This is a genomic window from Pontibacter korlensis, assembly GCF_000973725.1.
Classification (GTDB): Bacteria; Bacteroidota; Bacteroidia; order Cytophagales; family Hymenobacteraceae; genus Pontibacter; species Pontibacter korlensis.
Genome location: NZ_CP009621.1, coordinates 2,099,149 through 2,121,153, shown reverse-complemented (window position 1 = coordinate 2,121,153; position 22,005 = coordinate 2,099,149). Strand labels below are relative to the sequence as shown.

Annotated in this window: 19 protein-coding genes; 9 read left to right on the top strand and 10 right to left on the bottom strand. The window is 46.5% G+C overall.

Features of this window, described 5'->3' with window-relative positions; translation table 11 throughout:
* Positions 1–20 precede the first annotated feature (20 nt).
* Positions 21–392 (bottom strand): hypothetical protein, encoded by a 372-nt coding sequence (locus PKOR_RS09240; protein WP_052738785.1) that lies wholly within the window; start codon positions 390–392, stop codon positions 21–23.
* 345 nt (positions 393–737) lie between these two features.
* Here PKOR_RS09240 and PKOR_RS09235 point away from each other — a divergent pair, with 345 nt between their 5' ends.
* Complete coding sequence (locus tag PKOR_RS09235) at positions 738–1,151, top strand: BrxA/BrxB family bacilliredoxin (protein WP_046314294.1); 414 nt, start codon at positions 738–740, stop codon at positions 1,149–1,151.
* Positions 1,152–1,229: 78 nt separating this feature from the next.
* Here the strand turns inward: PKOR_RS09235 and purD are convergent, their stop codons facing one another.
* Together purD and recQ are read right to left on the bottom strand one after the other, a co-directional pair.
* Positions 1,230–2,519, bottom strand: coding sequence for a phosphoribosylamine--glycine ligase (purD, locus tag PKOR_RS09230; protein WP_046310299.1), 1,290 nt, complete (start codon positions 2,517–2,519; stop codon positions 1,230–1,232).
* A 181-nt stretch (positions 2,520–2,700) separates the two neighbouring features.
* Complete coding sequence (recQ, locus tag PKOR_RS09225; protein WP_046310298.1) at positions 2,701–4,881, bottom strand: DNA helicase RecQ; 2,181 nt, start codon at positions 4,879–4,881, stop codon at positions 2,701–2,703.
* A 67-nt stretch (positions 4,882–4,948) separates the two neighbouring features.
* Here recQ and PKOR_RS09220 point away from each other — a divergent pair, with 67 nt between their 5' ends.
* On the top strand, positions 4,949–5,920 hold the full coding sequence (locus PKOR_RS09220; RefSeq protein WP_046310297.1) for a KpsF/GutQ family sugar-phosphate isomerase: 972 nt from the start codon (positions 4,949–4,951) through the stop codon (positions 5,918–5,920).
* Between the two features lies 1 nt (position 5,921).
* The gene (locus PKOR_RS09215; protein WP_046310296.1) at positions 5,922–6,998 is read left to right on the top strand and encodes a mannose-1-phosphate guanylyltransferase; all 1,077 of its coding nucleotides are present in this window, start codon (positions 5,922–5,924) and stop codon (positions 6,996–6,998) included.
* A 105-nt stretch (positions 6,999–7,103) separates the two neighbouring features.
* On the opposite strand, the gene rlmB is transcribed toward PKOR_RS09215, so the two are convergent.
* From rlmB to PKOR_RS09195, 4 genes are all read right to left on the bottom strand, one after another.
* Positions 7,104–7,946 (bottom strand): 23S rRNA (guanosine(2251)-2'-O)-methyltransferase RlmB, encoded by an 843-nt coding sequence (rlmB, locus tag PKOR_RS09210; RefSeq protein WP_046310295.1) that lies wholly within the window; start codon positions 7,944–7,946, stop codon positions 7,104–7,106.
* Positions 7,919–9,085 carry a GWxTD domain-containing protein gene (locus PKOR_RS09205; RefSeq protein ID WP_235337411.1) on the bottom strand — a complete coding sequence of 389 codons (1,167 nt, stop codon included), beginning with the start codon at positions 9,083–9,085 and terminating at the stop codon, positions 7,919–7,921. The genes rlmB and PKOR_RS09205 overlap by 28 nt, the downstream gene beginning before the upstream one ends.
* A gap of 175 nt (positions 9,086–9,260) precedes the next feature.
* Positions 9,261–12,212: a glycosyltransferase family 117 protein gene (locus PKOR_RS09200; protein WP_046310294.1), complete on the bottom strand. Its 2,952-nt coding sequence runs from the start codon at positions 12,210–12,212 to the stop codon at positions 9,261–9,263.
* 126 nt (positions 12,213–12,338) lie between these two features.
* Complete coding sequence (locus PKOR_RS09195; protein WP_046310293.1) at positions 12,339–12,926, bottom strand: T9SS type A sorting domain-containing protein; 588 nt, start codon at positions 12,924–12,926, stop codon at positions 12,339–12,341.
* Positions 12,927–13,450: 524 nt separating this feature from the next.
* On the opposite strand from PKOR_RS09195, the gene PKOR_RS23425 reads away from it, so the two are divergent.
* Positions 13,451–14,974, top strand: coding sequence for a T9SS type A sorting domain-containing protein (locus tag PKOR_RS23425; protein ID WP_052738783.1), 1,524 nt, complete (start codon positions 13,451–13,453; stop codon positions 14,972–14,974).
* A gap of 57 nt (positions 14,975–15,031) precedes the next feature.
* Here PKOR_RS23425 and PKOR_RS09185 read toward each other — a convergent pair whose 3' ends face one another.
* On the bottom strand, positions 15,032–15,787 hold the full coding sequence (locus PKOR_RS09185; RefSeq protein WP_052739104.1) for a biotin--[acetyl-CoA-carboxylase] ligase: 756 nt from the start codon (positions 15,785–15,787) through the stop codon (positions 15,032–15,034).
* Between the two features lie 51 nt (positions 15,788–15,838).
* Here PKOR_RS09185 and rsfS point away from each other — a divergent pair, with 51 nt between their 5' ends.
* The 5 genes from rsfS to PKOR_RS09160 all read left to right on the top strand — a co-directional run bounded on the left by rsfS (position 15,839) and on the right by PKOR_RS09160 (position 20,656).
* On the top strand, positions 15,839–16,213 hold the full coding sequence (gene rsfS / locus PKOR_RS09180) for a ribosome silencing factor (protein WP_046310291.1): 375 nt from the start codon (positions 15,839–15,841) through the stop codon (positions 16,211–16,213).
* A gap of 71 nt (positions 16,214–16,284) precedes the next feature.
* The gene (ftsH, locus tag PKOR_RS09175; RefSeq protein WP_046310290.1) at positions 16,285–18,417 is read left to right on the top strand and encodes an ATP-dependent zinc metalloprotease FtsH; all 2,133 of its coding nucleotides are present in this window, start codon (positions 16,285–16,287) and stop codon (positions 18,415–18,417) included.
* An 11-nt stretch (positions 18,418–18,428) separates the two neighbouring features.
* Positions 18,429–19,082: a LutC/YkgG family protein gene (locus PKOR_RS09170; RefSeq protein WP_046314288.1), complete on the top strand. Its 654-nt coding sequence runs from the start codon at positions 18,429–18,431 to the stop codon at positions 19,080–19,082.
* Complete coding sequence (locus tag PKOR_RS09165; protein WP_046310289.1) at positions 19,066–19,836, top strand: UDP-2,3-diacylglucosamine diphosphatase; 771 nt, start codon at positions 19,066–19,068, stop codon at positions 19,834–19,836. The genes PKOR_RS09170 and PKOR_RS09165 overlap by 17 nt, the downstream gene beginning before the upstream one ends.
* Positions 19,826–20,656 (top strand): hypothetical protein, encoded by an 831-nt coding sequence (locus PKOR_RS09160; protein ID WP_046310288.1) that lies wholly within the window; start codon positions 19,826–19,828, stop codon positions 20,654–20,656. The genes PKOR_RS09165 and PKOR_RS09160 overlap by 11 nt, the downstream gene beginning before the upstream one ends.
* Here PKOR_RS09160 and PKOR_RS09155 read toward each other — a convergent pair whose 3' ends face one another.
* On the bottom strand, positions 20,657–20,986 hold the full coding sequence (locus PKOR_RS09155) for a DMT family transporter (protein ID WP_046310287.1): 330 nt from the start codon (positions 20,984–20,986) through the stop codon (positions 20,657–20,659).
* Between the two features lie 113 nt (positions 20,987–21,099).
* Entirely contained in the window at positions 21,100–21,972 is an 873-nt protein-coding gene (locus PKOR_RS09150) for a GNAT family N-acetyltransferase (RefSeq protein ID WP_046310286.1), read from the bottom strand.
* Positions 21,973–22,005 lie beyond the last annotated feature (33 nt).

Sequence of the window (22,005 nt, the reverse complement as noted above, 5' to 3'; positions counted from 1 at the left end):
AATCTAAAGCGGTGGAGTTTCTATGCAGCTATCTCTTCCTGCAGCGCAAAGCTCTGGCGGAAGCGCAAAAGCTGGTTTAGAATTTCGTTTGGAAGGTCCAGCTTGTAATGGTCTTGTTGCAGTTCCTCCCAGGAAGTAAAGAGCTTCCATGTCTCGGTGCCTTTATACTGCTCAGCCTCTCTAGTGCAAAGCGGCCTTACAAAAAAAGTCTGCAGCTCCAGGTCCTCTTCCCGCATAGGCACATTTACGGTATTGGAGTTGCTATTGATTACCTCAATAACCTCTGCAGGACGCTCTTTGGTTGCTGGCAGATAAAAGTAGCGTACGCATGCACTGCTGATAGAAGGGTGAGCCGAAAACATCATAGTCGTAACTCTAAAGAACTTGCGCATTTATGGCCTTACGGCTGTGCTTTGAAGAGCCAGAGTTCTAAAACCTTTTTAAGGCAGGCATTACCTCTCGCACCCCAGGAGCATTAACATAGTGCAAAACCAAACAAACCGCTTCTATACATGTTCATTCATAGTCGCACGTAGTTTTATACTTTAACTGAAGCGCAGTGGTTATACTTTGCAGGTAATTCCCTAAAACAATTCTACTTAATGTATTTTTTATCTTGTTATCCGTTGTTTGATATGTTATAGTTTAAACTTTAGTCCTATTGCGTTTGTATACATTATGATGCACTTTTGTTAACTTCGCAGAATATTAAACATTTAACCCAAAGAAATATGGCAATGTACCCTGAATATATGGTTGCCCCTATCCGTGAGGATCTTACCTCCGCTGGTTTTGAGCAACTGATGACACCTGAGGAAGTAGAAAAAGCTATCAAAACAGAAGGAACTGTGCTAGTAGCAGTAAACTCTGTGTGTGGCTGTGCTGCCTCTAAGGCTCGCCCGGCAGTTAAGATGGCCGTTGCTGCCTCTGATAAGAAGCCAAGCAAGCTTGTAACAGTATTTGCAGGTATGGAGCAGGAAGCAGTAGCTAAGGCTCGTGAGTTTATGCTACCTTATCCTCCATCTTCACCAGCTATTGCTCTGTTCAAAGATGGCGAACTAGTACACATGATTGAGCGCTACCACATCGAGGGTAACGAGTTGCACCGTGTGGTTGATAACCTTCAAGGTGCGCTAGAAGCTTATTGCTAAGCTTAACCAAGTATAAAAAGAGAGGGCCGGCAGATGTATCTGCCGGCCCTCTCTTTTTATACTTAATGCCTGTGTACCTTACACATTTAGTTTGCGCAGGTCGAAGCCTATGTCGCGGCGGTAATAGCGGTCTTGCCAGGTAATAGCTTCTGCAGCAGCATTAGCTTTCTCCAAAGCCTCCTCCATAGTATCACCCAAGGCCGTAACGGCAAACACACGGCCACCATTGTTCAATAGCTTTCCGTTTACCTTGCTTGTACCAGCATGGAAAACCAGCACATCTTCCGACACGTTCTCTAAGCCAGCAATTTCCTTGCCCTTCTCATATCCTTCCGGATAACCGCCAGAAGCCAATATAACTGTTGTGGCTGTACGAGGGTCTAACTCCAGCTTATACTCCCCTAATGTGTGGTCGTGCAAAGCCTTAAACATCATAAACAGGTCTGACTTGATGCGTGGCAGAATTACCTCTGTCTCCGGGTCACCAAGTCGCACATTATACTCAATCACATAAGGATCGCCGTTCACATTCATCAAGCCGATAAACAGGAAGCCAGAGTAATCCAGATTTTCCGCCTGCATGCCCTTCAACGTTGGCTCAATAACACGCTCCTTCACCTTCTGCATGAAAGTTTCATCAGCAAAAGGCACAGGTGAGATGGCACCCATACCACCTGTATTCAGGCCCGTATCGCCTTCTCCTATGCGCTTGTAGTCTTTTGCCTCCGGCAGCAGCACATAGTCCTTGCCATCGGTCAGGATGAACACTGAAACCTCAATACCTTGTAGATACTCCTCAATTACTACTTTGCTACTGGCGTTACCAAAGCGCTTGTTACGCAGCATAGCTTCCAAAGCATCAAAGCCCTCCTCATAATCCTGAGCTATAATTACACCCTTACCTGCAGCAAGACCATCAGCTTTGATAACTGTAGGAAAACTTTGCTGCTTCAGGTATTCTACTGCATCCTTGAAAGTAGCCTCCGTGAAGGACTGGTAACGAGCTGTAGGGATGTTATACTTCTGCAGGAAAGCCTTACAGAAGTCCTTGCTTCCCTCCAACATGGCACCGGCCTTTTTAGGACCAATTACCAAGATGTGCTTCAGGAACTCTGAGCTCGCAAAGTAGTCATGAATGCCTTCTACCAATGAATTCTCGGGACCTACCACCACCATCATGATGTTGAAATCGGCAGCAAACTTCCCTAATTCCTCGAAATCGTGTATATCAACGGCGGCAGTAGTGCCAAACTTTGTAGTACCGGCATTACCTGGCGCAACAAAAACCTGATCGCAGAATTCACTCTGGCTAAGCTTCCAGGCGATGGCATGCTCACGGGCGCCAGCCCCTATCACTAGTACATTCATATTCTTGGGTTAACGGTTAACAAGTAAATAAACAGTAACGGGTATGGATGCGAAGTTAAAGATTAAAACTTGCACGCACAGCAATTTTGCCCCTTATACTTCATGATTTATACTTGAGTGGTAAAAACAAAAGCGGCCGGTTTTACACCCAGCCGCTCTTATACTTTATACTTGCCCAGATTTAGTTAGCATACTCCGACAGGAACTTGATACGCATCAAACGCAGGTCCTCTTCGGTGTAGTCGTCAGTGCCCAGCTCCTTAAGAGCTACAGCAATGTTGTCGGTGCTCGAACTCATGAAGTAGTCGTACACCTCCTCCTGGCGCTCATCATCCAGTATATTATTGATGTAATAGTTCAGATTCAGTTTAGTGCCTGAGTAGCAAATGTGCTCGATTTCTTCTATCAGCTCCTGCATGGTCAGGTCCTTCGAAGCCGCTATCTCCTCCAGATCAACCTTCTTGTCTATCTGCTGAATAATGTAGATTTTGATCTTCGACTTGTTAACTGTAGACTTCACCACCACATCGGAGGCTGTTACAATGTCATTTTCCTCTACATATTTGGCAATCATGTCCAGGAACGGCTTACCGAACTTCTGCACCTTACCCATACCCACACCAGCAATATGCGCCAATTCATCGCGCGTGGTAGGGTATACAGTAGCCATCTCTTTCAGCGAAGGGTCCTGGAACAGCACGTAAGGAGGCAGGCTCTTCTCCTTAGCCAGCTTCTTACGCAGGTTTTTCAGCATATCGAACAGCACCTCATCGTGACCAGCCGATGCCTGTGCTTCTTCTTTCTCCTCGTCCTCTTTCACTTCCTGATCGTAGTTATGGTCTTTTGTAAGCTGTATAGGCACAGGATTATTGATAAACTCCTCACCTTTCTGCGTCAGCTTAATCACTCCAAAGCTATCAATATCCTTCTCCAGATACTCCGACAGCAGGACCTGGCGCAGCACAGAGCTCCAGAATTGCGCATCCTGCTCCTTGCCCGCTCCAAATACGTCCAGCTTATCATGGTCGTAGCTGGTTACATATTGATTACGAAGGCCTGTCAGTACATGTGTAATGTGGTCTATGCCAAAGCGCTGCCCAGTTTGCTGCACAGCTTTTAGTGCCAGCTGCACCTCTTTCTGCGCCTCATAACGCTCCTTCGGGTGAAGACAGTTATCGCAGAAGCCACAGTCTTTCTCGAAGGTCTCTCCAAAATAGTGCAGCAACTGCTTGCGGCGGCAAACAGCAGAGTCGGCATAAGCAGCCATCTCCTGCAGCAGCAACTTGGAGTTGTCACGCTCTGTTACGGGCTTATCTTTATTAAATTTCTCCAGCTTAACGATATCATCGTAGCTGTAGAACATCAGGCAATTTCCCTCCAGTCCATCACGACCGGCACGGCCAGTCTCCTGATAATAACCTTCAATGGATTTAGGTGTATCGTAGTGGATTACAAAGCGCACATCCGGTTTGTCGATGCCCATACCAAAGGCGATAGTAGCCACAATTACGTCGCACTCCTCGTTAAGGAAAGCATCCTGGTTGGCCATGCGCACATTGGCTTCCAGACCGGCATGGTACGGCAGGGCTTTGACATCGTTAACACGCAGCAGCTCCGCAATTTCTTCCACTTTTTTACGGCTCAGGCAGTACACAATACCGCTCTTACCTTTGTGCTTCTTCACATACTGGATCAGCTGCTTCTTCGTCTTGTGTTTAGGGCGCACCTCGTAGTATAAGTTGGTGCGGTTAAACGACGACTTAAATACCGAAGCCTCGTCCATCTGCAGGTTACGCTGAATATCGAGCTGTACCTTTGGTGTAGCCGTAGCTGTAAGCGCTATGATTGGCAGGTTTCCGATCTGATCGATGATACCACGGATACGGCGGTACTCCGGACGGAAATCGTGGCCCCACTCGGAGATACAGTGAGCCTCGTCTATTGCTACAAAGGAGATATTAGAGGCTCGTAAGAACTCTACCGTCTCCTCCTTCGTCAAAGACTCTGGCGCCACATATAACAGCTTCACCTCTCCAGCCAGCGTCTCCTTCTTTACTTTGTTAGTTTCGGCTTTAGAAAGGGTGGAATTTAAGAAGTGAGCGTTCACTCCAAAAGCATTCAGCTGGTCCACCTGATTTTTCATTAGGGCTATCAGCGGTGAAATAACGATGGCTGTACCCGGTAAAGAAAGAGCAGGAAGTTGGTAACACAACGACTTGCCCGCGCCTGTGGGCATAATCACAAAGGTGTTCCGGCCGTTGATAATATTGTTTATTATCAGCTCCTGATTTCCTCTGAATTGATTATACCCAAAAACTTCTTTTAATTTGTTCTTGAGATTTACCTCTTGTTGAATAGACATGTAATCCTGCAAAAAATTTAATCTTGTTGCAACGCACTCCAAAAGAGTACACTAACACAAATTTAACTTGAATCTCCCTAATAATATAGCTCTTACTGCAAAAAAAGTATTAGACGCCGAGGCCGAAGCAATCGCCAGACTGGCAGATTTTATCGACGAAAAATTCGAGGCCTGCGTTAAGGCCATTTTGCAGATCAGAGGCCGCGTGGTAGTTACAGGCATAGGCAAAAGCGCCAACATCGCCCAAAAAATTGTAGCTACCCTTAATTCTACCGGTACCCCCGCTTTGTTCATGCATGCTGCAGACGCTATCCACGGCGACCTCGGCATGATTCAGCCGGAGGACTTTGTAATCTGCATCTCTAAAAGCGGAAATACCCCTGAGATTAAGGTACTTGTACCGCTACTGAAACGTAAAGGTTCCAAGCTGGCGGCTCTTGTATCGAGTACCGACTCCTACCTGGCCCATAGCGCCGACTTTATACTTAATGCCTATGTAGAACGTGAGGCCTGCCCTCATAACCTGGCACCTACTACCAGTACTACAGCCGCACTCGCTTTAGGCGATGCACTTGCAGTGAGCCTGTTAGAGGCCCGTGGCTTTAGCAGTTCCGACTTTGCTACACTTCACCCTGGAGGGTCTTTGGGTAAACGTCTTTACCTGAAGGTTGAAGATATTTATACCCAAAATGAGTCGCCTAGCGTAAAGGAGAACGCAACACTCAAAGAGATTATTATTGAAATTTCGTCTAAGCGATTGGGAGCCACTGCTGTAGTAAAAGGAGGCTCGGAGGAACTGGTGGGCATTATTACCGACGGTGATTTACGCCGCATGCTTAACAAATATGATACCATAGAAGGCATTACTGCCGTTGATATCATGACACCATCTCCGCTTACCATAGAGCCAGACAGCTATGCTGCTGAGGCTATGGCCATTATGCAGGCGAAAAGTATAACGCAACTCATTGTCACAAAATCAGGTAAATTCGAGGGCTTCATCCACCTCCACGATTTACTAAAAGAAGGACTTGTATAACATGGACAACAACACCTACGTGGTGATTATGGCCGGCGGCATAGGAAGCCGCTTCTGGCCGTTCAGCCGCACCAGCTATCCTAAACAGTTTCATGATGTGTTAGGCGTTGGTAAAAGCATGCTACAGACAACTGTAGAGCGCTTCGCCGACATCTGCCCCCCAGAAAACCTTTTTGTTGTAACCAATAAGGATTATGGGAAACTAGTGAAGGAGCAGCTACCAGAACTATCTGACAACCAAATATTATTGGAGCCGATCGGTAGAAACACAGCACCGTGTATAGCCTACGCTTCTTATAAAATCGCGCAGCTGAACCCTAACGCTAACCTGGTAGTAACGCCAGCTGACCACGTAGTGCTGAAACAGGATGTTTTTAAAGGAGTGATAAACGATGCGTTGGCCGCAGCTGCTAAAGATGATGTGCTGATTACGCTGGGTATTACACCGAGCCGCCCTGACACTGGCTACGGCTACATCCAATACATTGATGATGAGGCTTTCAAAACCAAAAAGGTAAAAACCTTTACAGAGAAACCGAACCTGGAGCTGGCAAAGATGTTCCTGGATAGTGGCGACTTTGTCTGGAACTCGGGCATCTTTATCTGGAATGTGAAAAGCATTTTAAAGGCTTTCCACCAGCATCTGCCAGAAGTTACCGAGGTGTTCGAAGAAGGTGTTACCACCCTTAATACACCACAGGAACAAAACTTTATCACCCGAGCCTATTCTCACTGCCGCAACGTGTCAATTGACTATGGCATCATGGAGAAAGTAGACAACGTGTATGTACTGTTAGCTGATATAGGCTGGTCCGACCTTGGCACCTGGAATTCCCTCTACACCATCAACGACAAAGATGACAATGGCAACGTGATAGATGGTGATGTTATACTTTACGACACCAAGGACTGTATCATAAAAACTCCTAAAGAGCGCCTGGTGGTCTTACAAGGGTTGGAAGACTATATTGTTGCCGAGTACGATAATGTACTGATGATCTGCAAGAAAACAGAAGAACAGAAAGTAAAAGAATTTATGGCTGATGCCAAATCAAAGAAAGGCGCAGATTACATTTAAGCCATAAAACAAGCCAATAGTAAAGGCCAAAGGAAGAGAGACAACTCTACTCCTTTGGCCTTTTTATTTTATACTTCCTGCCCAACTTAGTTAGGCAACAAACTGTTACATCGGCTCTAACTTGTTGAGACTAGCGTAGCCACCATCTTTCAGGCGCTGGCGCATAGCTTCATAAAGTATGATACCAGTAGCCACCGATACGTTTAGTGAACCAATCTGTCCCATCAGCGGAATACGCAGCTTTACATCAGCACGCTTCAGGTACTCAGGAGAAATACCATCTTCTTCGCTGCCCATTAATATAGCCGTTGGGCCTACCATGTCCACAGAGTAATCAGTAATCTGATGCTCTGTTTTTTCGGTGCAGGCAACTATTTGAAAACCATAGTCCTTCAGGTAGTCGATTGTTTCCTTCAGGTTCGGCTCCCGGCATACAGGCACTAAATTCAGTGCTCCGGCAGAGGTTTTCATGGCATCCGCATTTATCTGCGCCCCTCCCCTGCTTGGTATCACAATGGCATCTACACCCATACACTCAGCGTTACGAGCTATAGAGCCAAAGTTACGCACGTCTGTTACACGGTCAAGTATAAGCAACAGCGGATTTCTGCCTTGCTCAAAAAGCGAAGTCACTATCTCTGAAAGAGGCTGATAGGAAATCGGTGAGATCAAAGCTACTGCCCCCTGGTGGTTCTTGCGCGTAAGCTTATTCAGCTTTTCTACGGGCACTGTTACCACAGGCACCTCACGGTCTTTGGCCAACTTAACAATCTCATCGGTAGTGGGGTTGCGCGTGCCGCGCAGCAGGAATACTTTCTCCAGCTCTTTTCCGGCCGTTAGCGCCTCTAGTATAGGGCGCGAACCGAAAATCATCTCACTTTTATCTTCTTTTGGTGTTCTGGGGCCACCGTAGCGGTTGCCTACAAATTTGTCTTTCCTGCTCTCCATTTTGCAACAGAGCTGTACCAGCTTTCCTCGTACTCACGGCGCCGTATCAGCTCATAATAATTTTCGGTAAAGTTATTCTCTTTTTTGGTAAAAACGAACTTGATATATGGCGCAGTGTCTGACTCCCGGTAAATCCAGGTAATGTTAGGACCCACCTGGCTAATACTGCTGGGGCGGCCATAGATAATATAAATCATACCCCGATCTGTAGCCCAACCCGATTTATGCGCTGTAAACAGTTTGTTGGCCATTTCCACACGGCTGTAATAGGCACGAATAAGATCTCTGCCCCTACTCTCGCTTCCGCCTACTTCCAGCCAAAAAGCATCTACAGCGGCTTTTGGATCTTTGGCACTCAATAGCGCTTCACGCTCCTCAGATGTGGTAAGGTAGATAAGTGGCGGCACGAGTTCCTCGGCCTTTGTGACATAGGGATACTTACCTGGCAGCACTAACACTCCCCGCGCGAACTCAGAATCAGGATTGAACATGTACAGACCTTGCTGCTCAAACTGCAGGGTATCCGAAGCAGTAAGCGTGTAAGTATCAGCCACAGACAAAGTGCGGGGCACCGCTGGTTTACGCATGCTCATAGGTGGTGCGGCAGGCATAAAGTCAAGTTCAAACCGATTTACCTGCAGTGTACTGTCGCCTGCACCATAGTTACGCACAAGCAGCTTATCCGACGTGGTGATATAGTTCTGAAAGAGAGGCTTACCTGTGCTTGTCTGGACCAACAGGTAGTTTTTCTGCAGCATCCCCTTGTTTAGAGGCACCTTAAACTGCACTCCCATTCGTTCCTGCCCTGACAGTACTTGCCATACCTGCAGGTGCAACACATTTGGCTCCTGCACCACATGAGCTGGCAAAGCCATCTTCACATGCAACTGGCCTTCTATATCAGTAATTTTTCTATCTGGCAGTTTTAAGGAGTCTTGGAGGATAGCAGCATCTCTTTCTGTTGATCCTGTTCTTACAGCATATTCGTAAGAGGTGGCAGCCCGCAGGATATCTAGCACCTGGCGTACATCCTCAAATTTAAAGAGCAGATGAAGACTGTCGTTGCTTGCATAGTAGGCATGCTGCATGGTTACTTCAGGCACCTCCCGCTTTACTGGGGCAGGCTCCAGGCTATTCATGCTAGGGCCGGTGCTTCGGTAGCTACTGCCGCCGCCACAGCCACATATAATGCATAATAAAAGCAAGCTTAAGTACCTCATGGTAAAGCAAGTATAAGTATGATCTCCTAAAAAAACAAACCCGGGCAGCTTCTGTGCAACCCGGGTTTTTGTACTGGTAATAACCTTATTTTGTTTAGCGACGCATGCGCTGCAGGTATTGTCTGAACTGTTGCTCTAACTGTGCTGCTCTGTCGCTCAAACCTAGTTCCTGGGCAGAACCGACTAACTGCTGCAGGATCACCATATTTACCTGTATCTCCTGGTCAAACAAAGAACCTTTTGCAAAATAGTAGTCCAATGCCTTTTGAGCATCCTGCGCCATCAGGTCCAGCAATTGGGTTGCCCTCTCTGTCTCGCCTAAGGCAGCGTAAAGCGGAATGAACTGCGGCGTGTAATAGTCGAAAGGTACTGTTTCTAACGGCAACACTGTAAAGCAGTGGTCTATTATCTCTTTGGCTCGCGCCTCATCACCTGCCTCTAAGTATGCCGCAGCCAGTGTGGCAAACTTATCGCGGGCATTAGCCGAGAAGCGATAGTAGTTGTCGTCGTAGTAGATATCTTCCCTGTCGAAGTTACGGAAGGAGAACTTCTTCATCATGTTCTCATACATCACCTCTTTGTTCACAATGCCTCCTTCGTTCTCACCAGCTTTAACCGGCACGATGCGGTATGCCAGGCCTTCTAGCTGGAAGTAGTCAGACAAACCTATGTAGTCAGCACTATTTACCGTAGTAGAGAAGTATACAGGGCGCTCCCAGTTGTTAGTAGCCAGCAAGTCCAGCATTACCAGGTGCTTCTTCTCCAGCAAAGACTTCGTGATAGTCCATTGCATACGATCCACAATCTGATCTTCATAGTCTGCAGCCACAATGTCCATCTGGTTCACTTTTTCCTTATCAATCTTAAGGAAGTAGTTGCGCGTTGGCATGGTCATCAAAGTGGTGCCTGCACCGTACTGTGCCTGCAAGGCTGGGTGATTTTGCTTTACAAGCTCAATGTACTGTTTCAGATCTATACCTGCTGCTACTTGCGGGCGCTCCATGTAAGGCAAGAAATCATTAGTACCCTGACGGTAGTTCTCCATACCCAGCGTCAGTGGCCATGGATCTGATTCGTAAGACTGATCCATCATCTGGTCGATATACCAGTCGGTATTGAGGTAGCTGAGTACAGCTACACGCACATCGGTACGATACCCCTCTACCTCCTGCGCATACCACAGCGGGAAAGTATCGTTGTCACCGTTTGTGAAAAGTATAGCATTCGGCGCGCAAGAGTCTAACAGGTTTTTAGCTGAGTCTACTGAATGGTAACGATCAGAGCGGTCGTGGTCGTCCCATCCTTCAGCAGCCATTATACCCGGAACAAGCAAACCTATCACAGTAGCCACTGCGGCACGAGAGGTAGTATTCCTCAGAGCTTTGCCTAAAAGGTCAGCCAGCCCCATCACTCCTAATCCTATCCAGATACTGAAAGCGTAGAAAGACCCGGCGAAAGTATAATCTCGCTCACGAGGCTCCACTGGCGGCTGGTTCAGGTACAGCGCAATGGCTATACCTGTAAAGAAGAACAGCAAGCCAATAACAAAGGCGTTGCGCTCATCCTTGCGCACCTGATAGATCAGGCCAAGCATACCAATTAACAACGGCAGCAAATAGAAGCAGTTGCGGGCCTCGCTCTCCAGCACACGTGCCGGCGCATTAGGGTCATCTTTACCAAACCAGAGCACCCCGGCATTCTGCACATCGCTCTCGCGGCCCACGAAGTTCCAAAGGAAGTAGCGCCAGTACATAAAACCCAACTGATAATTCAGAAGGAAGCTCATGTTCTGCCCAAACGTTGGCGTCTGTCCCTCGCGCAGGTCCACCCATTTTTTGTAGGCATCTACGTGAGCAGGCTGATCGCTGTAGATACGTGGAAGCAGTACCTTATCCTTCGAATCGTAAACTGGCTCAATCTTGTTGCCAGTATTAATATACTTGTCTTTGCCTTTCACATAGCGTGGTGCACCCTCTTCCTGGCTTATCGGCTGTGCATTGTACTGTGGCCCGAACAGCAACGGACGATCGCCATACTGCTCACGCTTCAGGTACGAAACGAAGGTCAGGATATCATCCGGATCGTTCTCATCAATGGTTGGTTCGTAAGAAGAGCGAATCGGAATCATCAAATAAGAAGAGTAGCCAATCAGTACGAATACAAGGCTAAGCAGCGCTGTGTTGAGTACCCTGTTGTGATGCTTGATAGAGTAGCGAATACCGAAGACGATGGCGCCGATAAACAACACCAGGAACACAATGATACCTGAGCTGAAGGGCAGTCCCAATGAGTTCACAAAGAAAACCTCGAAACTACCAGCTACTGACGGCAGACCAGGGATGATACCCCAAAGTATGGCCACTACAATAACGGCGCTAATGGCGAAGGCAATTACCCCACCCCAGAACGACGGCTTATAAAGCTTAAAGAAGTAAATAAAAGCCAGTGCCGGAATAGTAACCAGGTTCAGCAAGTGAGCACCGATGGATAAACCAACCAGGTATGCGATCAGGATAAGCCACTTGTCTGAGTGAGCCTCCCCTACTTTAGCCTCCCAACGCAGAATAGCCCAGAACACAATGGCCGTAAAGAAAGAGGACATGGCGTATACTTCAGCCTCTACCGCAGAGAACCAGGCAGAATCAGAAAAAGTATAAGCTAAGGCACCGACGGCGCCGCTACCCATAATTAGCAGCAAATTGCCTTGCGTTTGCTCAGCTCCCTCTTTAACCAGCAGCTTACGTGCAAGTATGGTGATGGTCCAGAACAGGAAGAGAACTGTGCCGGAGCTGCAGAGGGCAGAAAGTAGGTTCACCCACCAAGCCACTTGCGTAACATCAGAGGCAAACATGGAGAACAACCTGCCCACCAAAAGATAAAACGGAGCCCCTGGAGGGTGTGGTACTAACAGTTTGTATGAGCAGGCGATAAACTCTCCCGCATCCCAATAGCTGGCTGTTGGCTCCAGCGTTAGTACATAAACGGCTGTAGCGATCAGAAAAACGACCCAGCCTACAAGATTATTTACCTTCCGATAATCCGTCATAGCAATTGTTGATTCAGCCCCGAAAATAATAAATTAATGTAAAGTGGCTGGCTATTATTGTAAGTTTATAATGAAAAAGCCGACCCATGGGTCGGCTTTTATCTCTTAACTCCGTTCTGGAGCCTATTACTTCTGAAGTACAAGTCGCTTCGTCTCTACAGTTTTGCCGTTTACCAGCAGGCTATAGAAATACACCCCTGACGGCAAGCTTGTCAGATCCAGGTCTACTCTGGCCTTTTCAGCTGGAGCAATTTCCTGAACAGCCAACACCTTACCTATTGTGTTGGAGATACGAATTTTATAGTTGTCATTACCCGGCAGGTTAAGCGCCAGCCTAGTATACCCTCGCGATGGGTTAGGGTAAGCGTTAATTGATGGCAGCGACGTCTTCACATCATTGCCAGGGGCAAAAGCTGCCAGCGTAATATTAGCATACATGCTCTTGCTCTGCTTTTTCTCAACTACATGGAATACCTGGCTCACTGCCGAAGCATAAATCTTAGAGCAGGTATGGTCTTCTTTGGCCACAAAGTCAGGTCTGGCATTATTGGCAGACAAAGTAACTTGCGCTTCTTTATCTGGCATTAATTTCCAGAGCGTGTTACCGCCTTTATAAACTGAATTCCCTCCCACAATACCACTGTTACTGGCAAAGCTCACTACATGTGAGCTTATCAGCGTGGCTACTAATATCATTTTCGTAAAAATTCTCATACTCAAATGTCTTGATGTTATAGTATCTGCACTACACTTTCGACTTTGCAAATCAAAGATAGTCTAAAAAGCCTAATCTGAAAATTAAATTTCCAAAATATTTGTAAATGAGGCAAGTACGCCCACTTTATTTCAACAGCAGCATCTTTATCAAAAATCGTTCCTGCTTTGCAATACATTCTACCATAAGTGCACTCATTTTCTCCTCCCTTTTTGCCAAACCACCCATACTAATCAAACACAAAATTATACTATACCCACTCCTCCCCCTTTACAATAGCTCTACATATAAACATACTAATTTATATATAATACAAATAACAGCACAAAATATCAAGAATAATCAAGCATTCACAAATAGGCAGTATCATCTAAAAACAAATAAAATATCACTTTATTCCTTCATCAACAGACACTAACCACCTTACACATCCATTAAAATCATGCAACTACATTTATATATGGTCGTTAAATATAGCATATCATAAAATAGGACTTTACCTAATGACTTAATCTCGATCAATATGAAACGATATATACTTTTTTTCACCTTATTTTTCCTTACTTCCGTCAGTTTTGCACAAGCTCAGCGTCCAACACCTACCGGTGGATGTGTTCAAGACCACGAATGCTATCGCTTTGAATACCATGGTGCTACACAAGTAGAGGAAGGCCTGATGCAGGTAGCCTTCAGCTTACAAGTAAAGTGCGACGAACTAGCCTATTTAGCTTTTGAGGTACCGGAAGGATCTGAGGCAGCCGGACCAGCTAGCGTTTACCAGCAAAATGCCCGCGACTACCGCATTCGAAACGGGTTTGCCAGTGAGCAAGGCCCCAATAAAGTAGAGACACCATACAATGCCATACAATTTAATGCCAAACAGAATTACTCGCTATCTGGTGGAGAGGTAGATACTTTTATGTTCAACCTGACACAGGCCGATTTTGAGGCACTATCCACAATGCGTGTTCGTGCCACTTTACGAAGCGGCACCAATGGCAACAGAGACATTGTTACCCAAAGCCGCCAAGTTGTATTCGACTTAAATGCCTGTAGCCCTACCACACGCCCAGATGCTTGTGTAGTGGAGCGTGATGCAGCCAATTTTGCCTTTATAGGCGCCACAGATAATGGCGACGGCACCACTACTGTACAACTATACATCGAAAATAAGGCTGACTCTGATGTATCGGGTGTTACAATCGAAACGGAGGACACGCCTGACGAAATTGGTGTAGCAGGCATGAACAATGGCGGCATTTATCAAACAGAGAATTTCATATATAGGGTAGATGTGGACCAGGAAGCTAACCTGATCACTTTCGATGCGCAAAACACAAACGGCTATGCCAACGGCGCGGCTGATGTGTTCGCCATCGTTGTTCCAAATGATCTTTATGAGCTTGCGCCATACTTCCTAATGTCTGTAACTACCGCCAACACCTTTGAGAGTGCAGGCCTAAACACGATTAGCTGTGAGGATGAACCGATTACTCCGCTTCCTGTAGAACTGGTCTCTTTTGAAGGCAAAGCCACTCAAAGCGGTGTTGCACTGGAATGGACTACAGCATCAGAAGAAAACAATGACCGTTTTGAGATTGAGCGCAGCCAGGACGGCAAATCTTTTAACAAAATAGCTGAGGTGAAAGGAGCTGGAAATTCAGTTACCACATTAAATTACAGCTACACCGACGAAACAGCTGATACAGGCTTGCATTACTACCGCCTGAAACAAATAGACTTTGACGGTCAGTATGAGTTTAGCAAAGTGGTTGCGGTTAAACGTGCTGCAGTTAGAAATGCAAGTTTCGAGGTATACCCTAACCCAGCTACTACCAACTACCTACAGGTGGCCATGCATAACGACAGCGATGCCTTGCTACAAATTATGGATAGAAACGGCCGCACAGTTTACACACAGGAGATTGGCGAAGGCGCTCAGCAAGTACAGCTCTCTATTTCAGAGTTAAACATTCCAAAAGGCTTGTACTACGTGCACCTGCAGGGTGCGAACGGCAGACAAGTGCAAAAGCTCATTGTACAGTAAAAGTTACTAACCGGGGGAAGGTCTTCTCCCGGTTTTTTATTCTCAAATAAAACCAGTTTAACAGTTAATAACATGTGCTATTTCTTTAAAGTCGAAGTACCGCAGCTCATTACCAATCTTCACAGCCAGGCGACCTTCTTCGTTCACACCTAATATCTGCCCTTGCACTTCCTGGTCTCCGATCTTAAAGGCATGCACTTCCTGGTAGCGGTAAAGCCCCTGCAGGTATTCAACTTTTAGCCGATCAGTTTGGCCGTTTCGCAGTTGCAGATAGCGCTTCTCTAATAATTCCAGCAAGCGCATGGTCACTTTCTCCAGATCAAATGCACGCCTGCTAACGTTAGCCATTGAGGTTGCTGCAGGGGAAGAGAAACGTAACTGGTTCACATTTAAACCAATCCCGACAATACTGTGTTGTAGGGTGTGACTATTTATAGTGTTTTCTATCAGAATCCCGCCGAGTTTCTTATCTTCAAAGAATAAATCGTTTGGCCACTTTACCTGGGCCTTCTGCATGCCTTGTTCGCGCAAAAGATCCAGTACCGCCAACGATACGGCCATGTTGAGGTAAAACTGCCTCCGCACAGCCAGAAATGAAGGTGACAGAATAACAGAAAGGGTAATATTCTGACCAGGCTCCGCCTCCCAAGAATTACCGCGTTGCCCACGCCCTTGCGTTTGTTTGTGCGTAATAACAGTACAACCTTCTGTGGCTTCATTTTTGATAAGAAGCTGTTGGGCCTCTGAGTTGGTGGATGCACAGGCTGCGATGAAAAGCAGCTGCTGGCCCATAAACAGCGTATTAGGCAACATATAATTAGAGCAGAATTTAATACTTTTGTACATCAAATTTAAAGAGCACAAATGAAAGAAACCAAGGTTGAGGCTACTTCCGACATATTGGCAGAGCTTGTAGTGAAGGGCATGCAGGAGAAGAAGGCTTCCGATATAGTTGTGATGAACCTTAAATCACTTAAAAACGCTGTATCAGATTACTTCGTAATAGCATCCGCAAGCTCCGACACACAGTTGGATGCCATTGCCTCTTCTATTGAGGAGGAGGTTCATAAGGCAATTGGCCAGAACCCATGGCAAACCGAAGGCCGCACAAATAAAGAGTGGGTGCTGCTGGACTATGTGGATGTAGTAGCACACGTTTTCCTGAGAGACAAGCGTGAATTCTATGCTTTGGAAGAGCTTTGGGGCGACGCCAAGATAGAGCACGTGGAATCTGTCTAACACTAGGGGCCGGTGCCAAAACTTTTGAGGCCAGCCCCTTGTTTCCCATATAATCGACATTCAAACTATCAATGGCAGAAAATAACAATAAAGGCAACAATAAGAAAAAGAAGCCGATCATCCCGAATACGCCTCCCCGCCCTACCATGCAGCTGTGGATGCTGGCCGTGCTGATCCTTCTGATTTTTGGACTGACCTACCTAAACAAGAGCAATTCCTCTATAGAAACCACACAACAGGATTTTGAAGAGATGCTACTGAGCGGTGACGTTGACAGACTCACCCTTGTAAATGGTAAAACGGTGGAGGTGTACCTCGAGCAGGAAGCCCTCCAGAATGAAAAATACAAAGCTGAACTGAACGACCGTGGTGTTCTCACCATGGATCAAGGCCCTCACTACCACTTCCAGGTGATCTCTGCGGAGTCTTTCAAAGAGGACTTGGATAAGCTTCAGGCTGAACTGCCTCGTGAGGAGCAGGTGCCCCTGAAACCTGAAACACGCACTGGCTTTGCTGATTTCTTCTTTCAGTGGGGCTTCCTGATTTTGCTTCTGTTTGGCTTCTGGTTCCTGATGCGCCGTGTAACATCTGGCGGCACAGGCGGACAGATTTTTAACATTGGCAAATCAAAAGCAGCTCTTTTCGATGCTGAAAACAAGGTAAAGATCACATTCAAAGATGTGGCTGGTCTTGAGGAAGCTAAGGAAGAAGTGCAGGAAATTGTAGAGTTCCTGAAGAACCCTAGCAAGTTCACTATCCTGGGTGGTAAAATACCAAAAGGAGCATTGCTAGTTGGCCCTCCAGGTACTGGTAAAACGTTATTGGCCAAAGCTGTAGCTGGCGAAGCAGATGTGCCTTTCTTCTCACTTTCAGGCTCTGACTTTGTGGAGATGTTTGTGGGTGTGGGTGCAGCTCGTGTGCGCGACCTGTTTAAGCAAGCTAAAGCAAAAGCACCTTGTATCATCTTTATCGATGAGATCGATGCAATTGGCCGTCACCGTAGCCGTGGTGCTACCCCAGGTGGCAACGATGAGCGCGAAAACACGCTGAACTCCCTGCTAGTGGAAATGGACGGTTTCGCGACTGACTCAGGTGTAATTATACTTGCAGCTACTAACCGCCCAGATACGCTGGACTCTGCGTTGCTGCGTCCTGGCCGTTTCGACCGCCAGATTAGTATAGACAAGCCAGACATCAATGGCCGTACTGAGATCTTTAAAGTACACCTTGGACCGCTTACGTTGGCTCCGGATGTGGATGCGAAGAAACTGGCTGCACAGACTCCAGGCTTTGCCGGTGCTGAGATTGCCAACGTTTGTAACGAAGCCGCTCTAATTGCTGCACGTCGTAATAAAAAGGCTGTAGATCAGCAGGATTTTAACGACGCTGTAGACCGTGTGATTGGTGGTTTAGAGAAAAAGAACAAAATCATCTCTCCTGAAGAGAAGAAAATTGTGGCTTACCACGAGGCTGGTCATGCTATCGCAGGCTGGTTCCTGGAGCACGCAGATCCGTTGGTTAAGGTAAGTATTGTTCCACGTGGTGTTGCTGCGTTGGGATATGCACAGTACCTGCCAAAGGAGCAGTTCCTATATACCACAGAACAGTTGATCGACGAAATGTGCATGGCTCTTGGTGGCCGTGCCGCTGAGGAGATCGTGTTTGGTAAGATTTCTACAGGTGCACTAAGTGACCTGGAGCGAATTACTAAAATGGCTTACAGCATTGTAACCATGTATGGCATGAACGCTAAAATTGGTAATGTTTCGTTCTATGATTCGAAGCAATCTGACATGGCGTTTAGCAAACCATACTCTGAGGCTACCGCTGAGACAATCGACGAGGAAGTGCGTAGCATTATCAACGCAGCCTACGAACGTACGAAGCAGTTACTATCAGACAAGCGTCATGAGCTAGAGGTAGTAGCACAGGAGCTCCTGGAGAAAGAGATACTGTTCCAAAACGACTTGGAGCGCTTAGTTGGTCCTCGTCCGTTTGATGCCTTGACTACTTACCAGGCACATACTGCAGGTACAGACCGTAGCCAGACGAAGAGCGAGGTAGAGCAGACTCATCCAGTTGAGCTTGGCCAGACACAGCACCCGGAACAAGAAGAGGGTAACGTACCAGGCACTCCGTTGCAAAACAACGGTAACGGGAGCTCTACTGCAGAACAAGACAACATAAATTCGAGAACAGCTTGACCATTACAGGCATGTACGAAGCTAAATCTAAAGAAATAGTTTTAAGAAGAGTAAGAGAGGCGCTGGCTAAGTCGGCGCCTTTTCTGCCTCCTACCCCAGACTTCAACTCACCGCTGCATGCACCCATTGCATTAGAAGATATGTCGGTAGTGTTTGCCGAAAACTTCATCAAGAATGCAGGTGTGTTTGTTTACTGCGAGAATGAGGAAGACTTTTTTGATCAACTGTACGTCTATAAAAAGGAGCAAAACCTGCAGCACCTTTGTATTTGGGAGCCTAATCTGCAGAATGCCGTACACCAAGCAGGTATAGACTTCGCAGCTGATGAGGAGAACTTTGTACAGGACGTAGAAGCCAGCCTTACCTCCTGCGAGGCATTGATCACACGCACCGGGAGCGTTATGGTGAGCTCTGCCAATTTTGGAGGGCGCAGGCTTACTATTTATCCTACCACACATATGGTGGTAGCCAAAGCAAGCCAGCTAGTCGCAGACATCAAAGATGGATTGCAACGCGTACGCGACAAGTATAAAACTAATTTTCCTTCCATGGTATCGTTGGTTAGTGGCCCAAGCCGTACCGCTGATATCGAAAAAACTCTGGTAATGGGCGCTCATGGCCCTAAACAGTTAGTCCTTTTCCTGATAGATGACCTTCCGCATTAACGAATTAGCGCCAGGCAAAAAAGTATACTTCGCTTCCGATTTCCATCTAGGTGTACCAGACGCCAAAACCAGCCTTGCCCGCGAAAAGAAAATTGTACGTTGGCTTGATATGGCTCAGCAGGATGCAGCCGCCATACTTCTACTTGGTGACATTTTTGACTTTTGGTTTGAGTATAAGCATGCTATTCCCAAAGGCTATGTGCGGTTGCAAGGCAAGTTAGCGGAGCTGACTGACTCAGGCTTACCTGTGCTTTTTTTCACGGGGAACCATGATATGTGGATGTTTGACTACTTCCCGAATGAGCTCAATATTCCCATCATCCGTAAGCCTATTTCCACTACTATTGGAGACAAGACCTTTTATATTGGCCACGGAGATGGTTTAGGCCCCGGAGATCATACCTATAAGGTGTTGAAGAAGGTCTTTGATAACAAGATGTGTCAGTGGCTTTTTGCACGCATACACCCAAACGCAGGCATAGGCATTGCAAACATGTGGTCCAGACGAAGCCGCATCAGCAATGTAAAAAAAGATGAGCAGTTCTTTGGGGAGCGCGAATGGCTGGTGCAGTACAGCCAGGAGGTAGAGCAGAAGCAACATCATGATTATTACGTGTTTGGGCACCGACACCTGCCACTGGAATTGCCCATTGGAGATCAGGCGCAGTATGTAAACTTGGGAGAATGGGTTAATTTTTGTACCTACGGTGTGTATGACGGAGATAAACTAGAGCTTAAAACTTTTGAAGGCTAAGCTATTTATACTTTTGCTGATGGTGTGTTTAGCACCACTTATGCTACAGGCGCAGGACACGTTGAAGGCACCTATTCTTACCTATAGCCACAGTATCTCGGTTAGCTCCCCCACTACTATTTCATTAGACAGAAACGGCCTCTTGTATATTCTTGATGGTCGCTTAAACCTGTTACGCCTAGCTCCGAACGGGCAACCTGTAGACACATATTCTCCTCCTGCTAGAGGACGCATTACCAGCATCCACGCTTGGGACCCAATGAAGATTGTGCTGTTTTATGAAGGCAGTCAAGAGCTTGTCCTTCTGGATAGATTTCTAAGACCTATCAGCACAAGCAACTTGCTGGATTTGCAGTATGAAGGCATGGCCAAAGTAGCTGCCCCTGCGGCAGACCAAGGTTACTGGCTTTTTGATGAGACTAGCCTAACTTTAGGAAAGTTAAACCCATCCATCAGGCAGCTAACAGTTGAAACCCCCTTAAACTTGCTGCTAAACCGTGAACAGTTCGACGTACGTCAGCTGCGGGAATACCAGAATCTAGTATATCTGCTCGACTATAACAGCGGTATACTCATTTTCGATAACCTTGGCAATTATAAAAAGAAGCTTCCTTACAATGGGCTAAGCCACATTGGATTCAGGAACAATGAGCTGTACTTCCTAATGGATGGGAAACTTTACTTTCTTGATCTCTATACTCAGAAAGAAAGGGTACTAGACCTGCCAATTGACAAGAAGTTCGTCTCTGCGCTCGTAGGGAATGGATACCTTTATCTCTTCTCCAAGAACGTGGTAGAAGTATACCAGATGCTAGAGTAACTATTTAGCCCCTGAAAAAACCTTCAACCCTACTACTCCGGCTATAATAAGCAGGATACAAAAAATGCGGATCAAATCGCGCGGCTCATTCAGAAAAGCAATGCCTAGTATAGCTGTACCTGCAGCCCCTATTCCGGTCCAGATTGCATAAGCAGTACCTAAAGGAAGTGTTTTCATGGCCTGAGAAAGCAACACAAAGCTTAGTATCATTACTATAACCGTAACCACACTCACTCCTAGCTTAGTAAACCCTTCGCTATACTTCAAGCCAAAAGCCCAGCCAATTTCGCATATGCCAGCCAGTATAAGGTAAAACCACGCCGTATTCATAGTTCTTGGTGTTTGGTTAACAAAGCACAAAAGTAAGCATTTATAAAGGCTAATAACCCCTTTGAAGATTGTTGTAACTTTTAAATAGATGTCCTGATATTTCAGGCGGTACTCTATACAATTGGCATCACCATTTCATACTGCTTTAAGATGAGCTTGAAGTGTCGTCTCTCAAGGTATGATACTACATCTTTAGCTGTGCTCTCAATGTTAATGAACATAATAGAAGGCGCCTGCACCTGCTTGACGGCTTCCCGGAGTAATGCTGTCGCTACTCCTTTCCTGCGCCATTGCTTATCTACAGCTAACTGTGCTACTGCTCCGTTCTTTATGAAGAATGAAATGTATCCTACCACCTCCTGCTCTGCATTCAGTGCCTCAAGTATCGTGTTTTGACCTTTACTTCTTTTCAGGGAGGCCATATCGTTTTGCCAAGTAGGGGCAACATCTAAATAACTTTGATAAACTTTAAAAGAGGGCTTAATAGCAGGCTTTATAATAACTTCGGTTGGCTCCTCTACCTGCTGCAGTAGCAGATCCTCTTTCATGGCCCTGAAGCAAAGGAGAGAGCGTGTAGCCTTGAACCCAATGCGCTCGTATGACCTCAGTGCAGGTATGTTTTCTTGTATAACCTCTAGCAGGCAAAGCTCTATGCCACTCTCTCGCAGTTTTGGCAGCATAAATTCATACATCCGCTGTGTTAACTGGTGTCCTCTATAACCAGGTACAACACCTGTACCCGCATTATATGCCGCTGGCTTACCTTGCCACTCTCCCAAGCCAGTAAGTATAAAGCCAACCATCTCTTTCCCTACAAATACCCCAACGCTAAAATCTACCACTACTCCTTCCCGCTCAATTTTATCTTTAAACTGCTCCTCACTTAGCTGTATTGGAACTACATAGTCAGCAAAGGCCTTAAGGAAAGTAGAGTGCAGCTGCGGCAAGCTCTGGGGCGTAAGGAAAGAGAAATGGAAGTTGGGCATGGTGGTTAGTTACTTTTGAGTTCTATACGTGAT

What these genes read in the sequence shown, in the direction of transcription:
- PKOR_RS09240 (WP_052738785.1), bottom strand. Translation starts at nt 392, where the DNA reads ATGCGCAAGTTCTTTAGAGTTACGACTATGATGTTTTCGGCTCACCCT.
- PKOR_RS09235 (WP_046314294.1), top strand. Translation starts at nt 738, where the DNA reads ATGTACCCTGAATATATGGTTGCCCCTATCCGTGAGGATCTTACCTCC.
- purD (WP_046310299.1), bottom strand. Translation starts at nt 2,519, where the DNA reads ATGAATGTACTAGTGATAGGGGCTGGCGCCCGTGAGCATGCCATCGCC.
- recQ (WP_046310298.1), bottom strand. Translation starts at nt 4,881, where the DNA reads ATGTCTATTCAACAAGAGGTAAATCTCAAGAACAAATTAAAAGAAGTT.
- PKOR_RS09215 (WP_046310296.1), top strand. Translation starts at nt 5,922, where the DNA reads ATGGACAACAACACCTACGTGGTGATTATGGCCGGCGGCATAGGAAGC.
- rlmB (WP_046310295.1), bottom strand. Translation starts at nt 7,946, where the DNA reads ATGGAGAGCAGGAAAGACAAATTTGTAGGCAACCGCTACGGTGGCCCC.
- PKOR_RS09205 (WP_235337411.1), bottom strand. Translation starts at nt 9,085, where the DNA reads ATGAATAGCCTGGAGCCTGCCCCAGTAAAGCGGGAGGTGCCTGAAGTA.
- PKOR_RS09200 (WP_046310294.1), bottom strand. Translation starts at nt 12,212, where the DNA reads ATGACGGATTATCGGAAGGTAAATAATCTTGTAGGCTGGGTCGTTTTT.
- PKOR_RS09195 (WP_046310293.1), bottom strand. Translation starts at nt 12,926, where the DNA reads ATGAGAATTTTTACGAAAATGATATTAGTAGCCACGCTGATAAGCTCA.
- PKOR_RS23425 (WP_052738783.1), top strand. Translation starts at nt 13,451, where the DNA reads ATGAAACGATATATACTTTTTTTCACCTTATTTTTCCTTACTTCCGTC.
- PKOR_RS09185 (WP_052739104.1), bottom strand. Translation starts at nt 15,787, where the DNA reads ATGTTGCCTAATACGCTGTTTATGGGCCAGCAGCTGCTTTTCATCGCA.
- rsfS (WP_046310291.1), top strand. Translation starts at nt 15,839, where the DNA reads ATGAAAGAAACCAAGGTTGAGGCTACTTCCGACATATTGGCAGAGCTT.
- ftsH (WP_046310290.1), top strand. Translation starts at nt 16,285, where the DNA reads ATGGCAGAAAATAACAATAAAGGCAACAATAAGAAAAAGAAGCCGATC.
- PKOR_RS09170 (WP_046314288.1), top strand. Translation starts at nt 18,429, where the DNA reads ATGTACGAAGCTAAATCTAAAGAAATAGTTTTAAGAAGAGTAAGAGAG.
- PKOR_RS09165 (WP_046310289.1), top strand. Translation starts at nt 19,066, where the DNA reads ATGACCTTCCGCATTAACGAATTAGCGCCAGGCAAAAAAGTATACTTC.
- PKOR_RS09155 (WP_046310287.1), bottom strand. Translation starts at nt 20,986, where the DNA reads ATGAATACGGCGTGGTTTTACCTTATACTGGCTGGCATATGCGAAATT.
- PKOR_RS09150 (WP_046310286.1), bottom strand. Translation starts at nt 21,972, where the DNA reads ATGCCCAACTTCCATTTCTCTTTCCTTACGCCCCAGAGCTTGCCGCAG.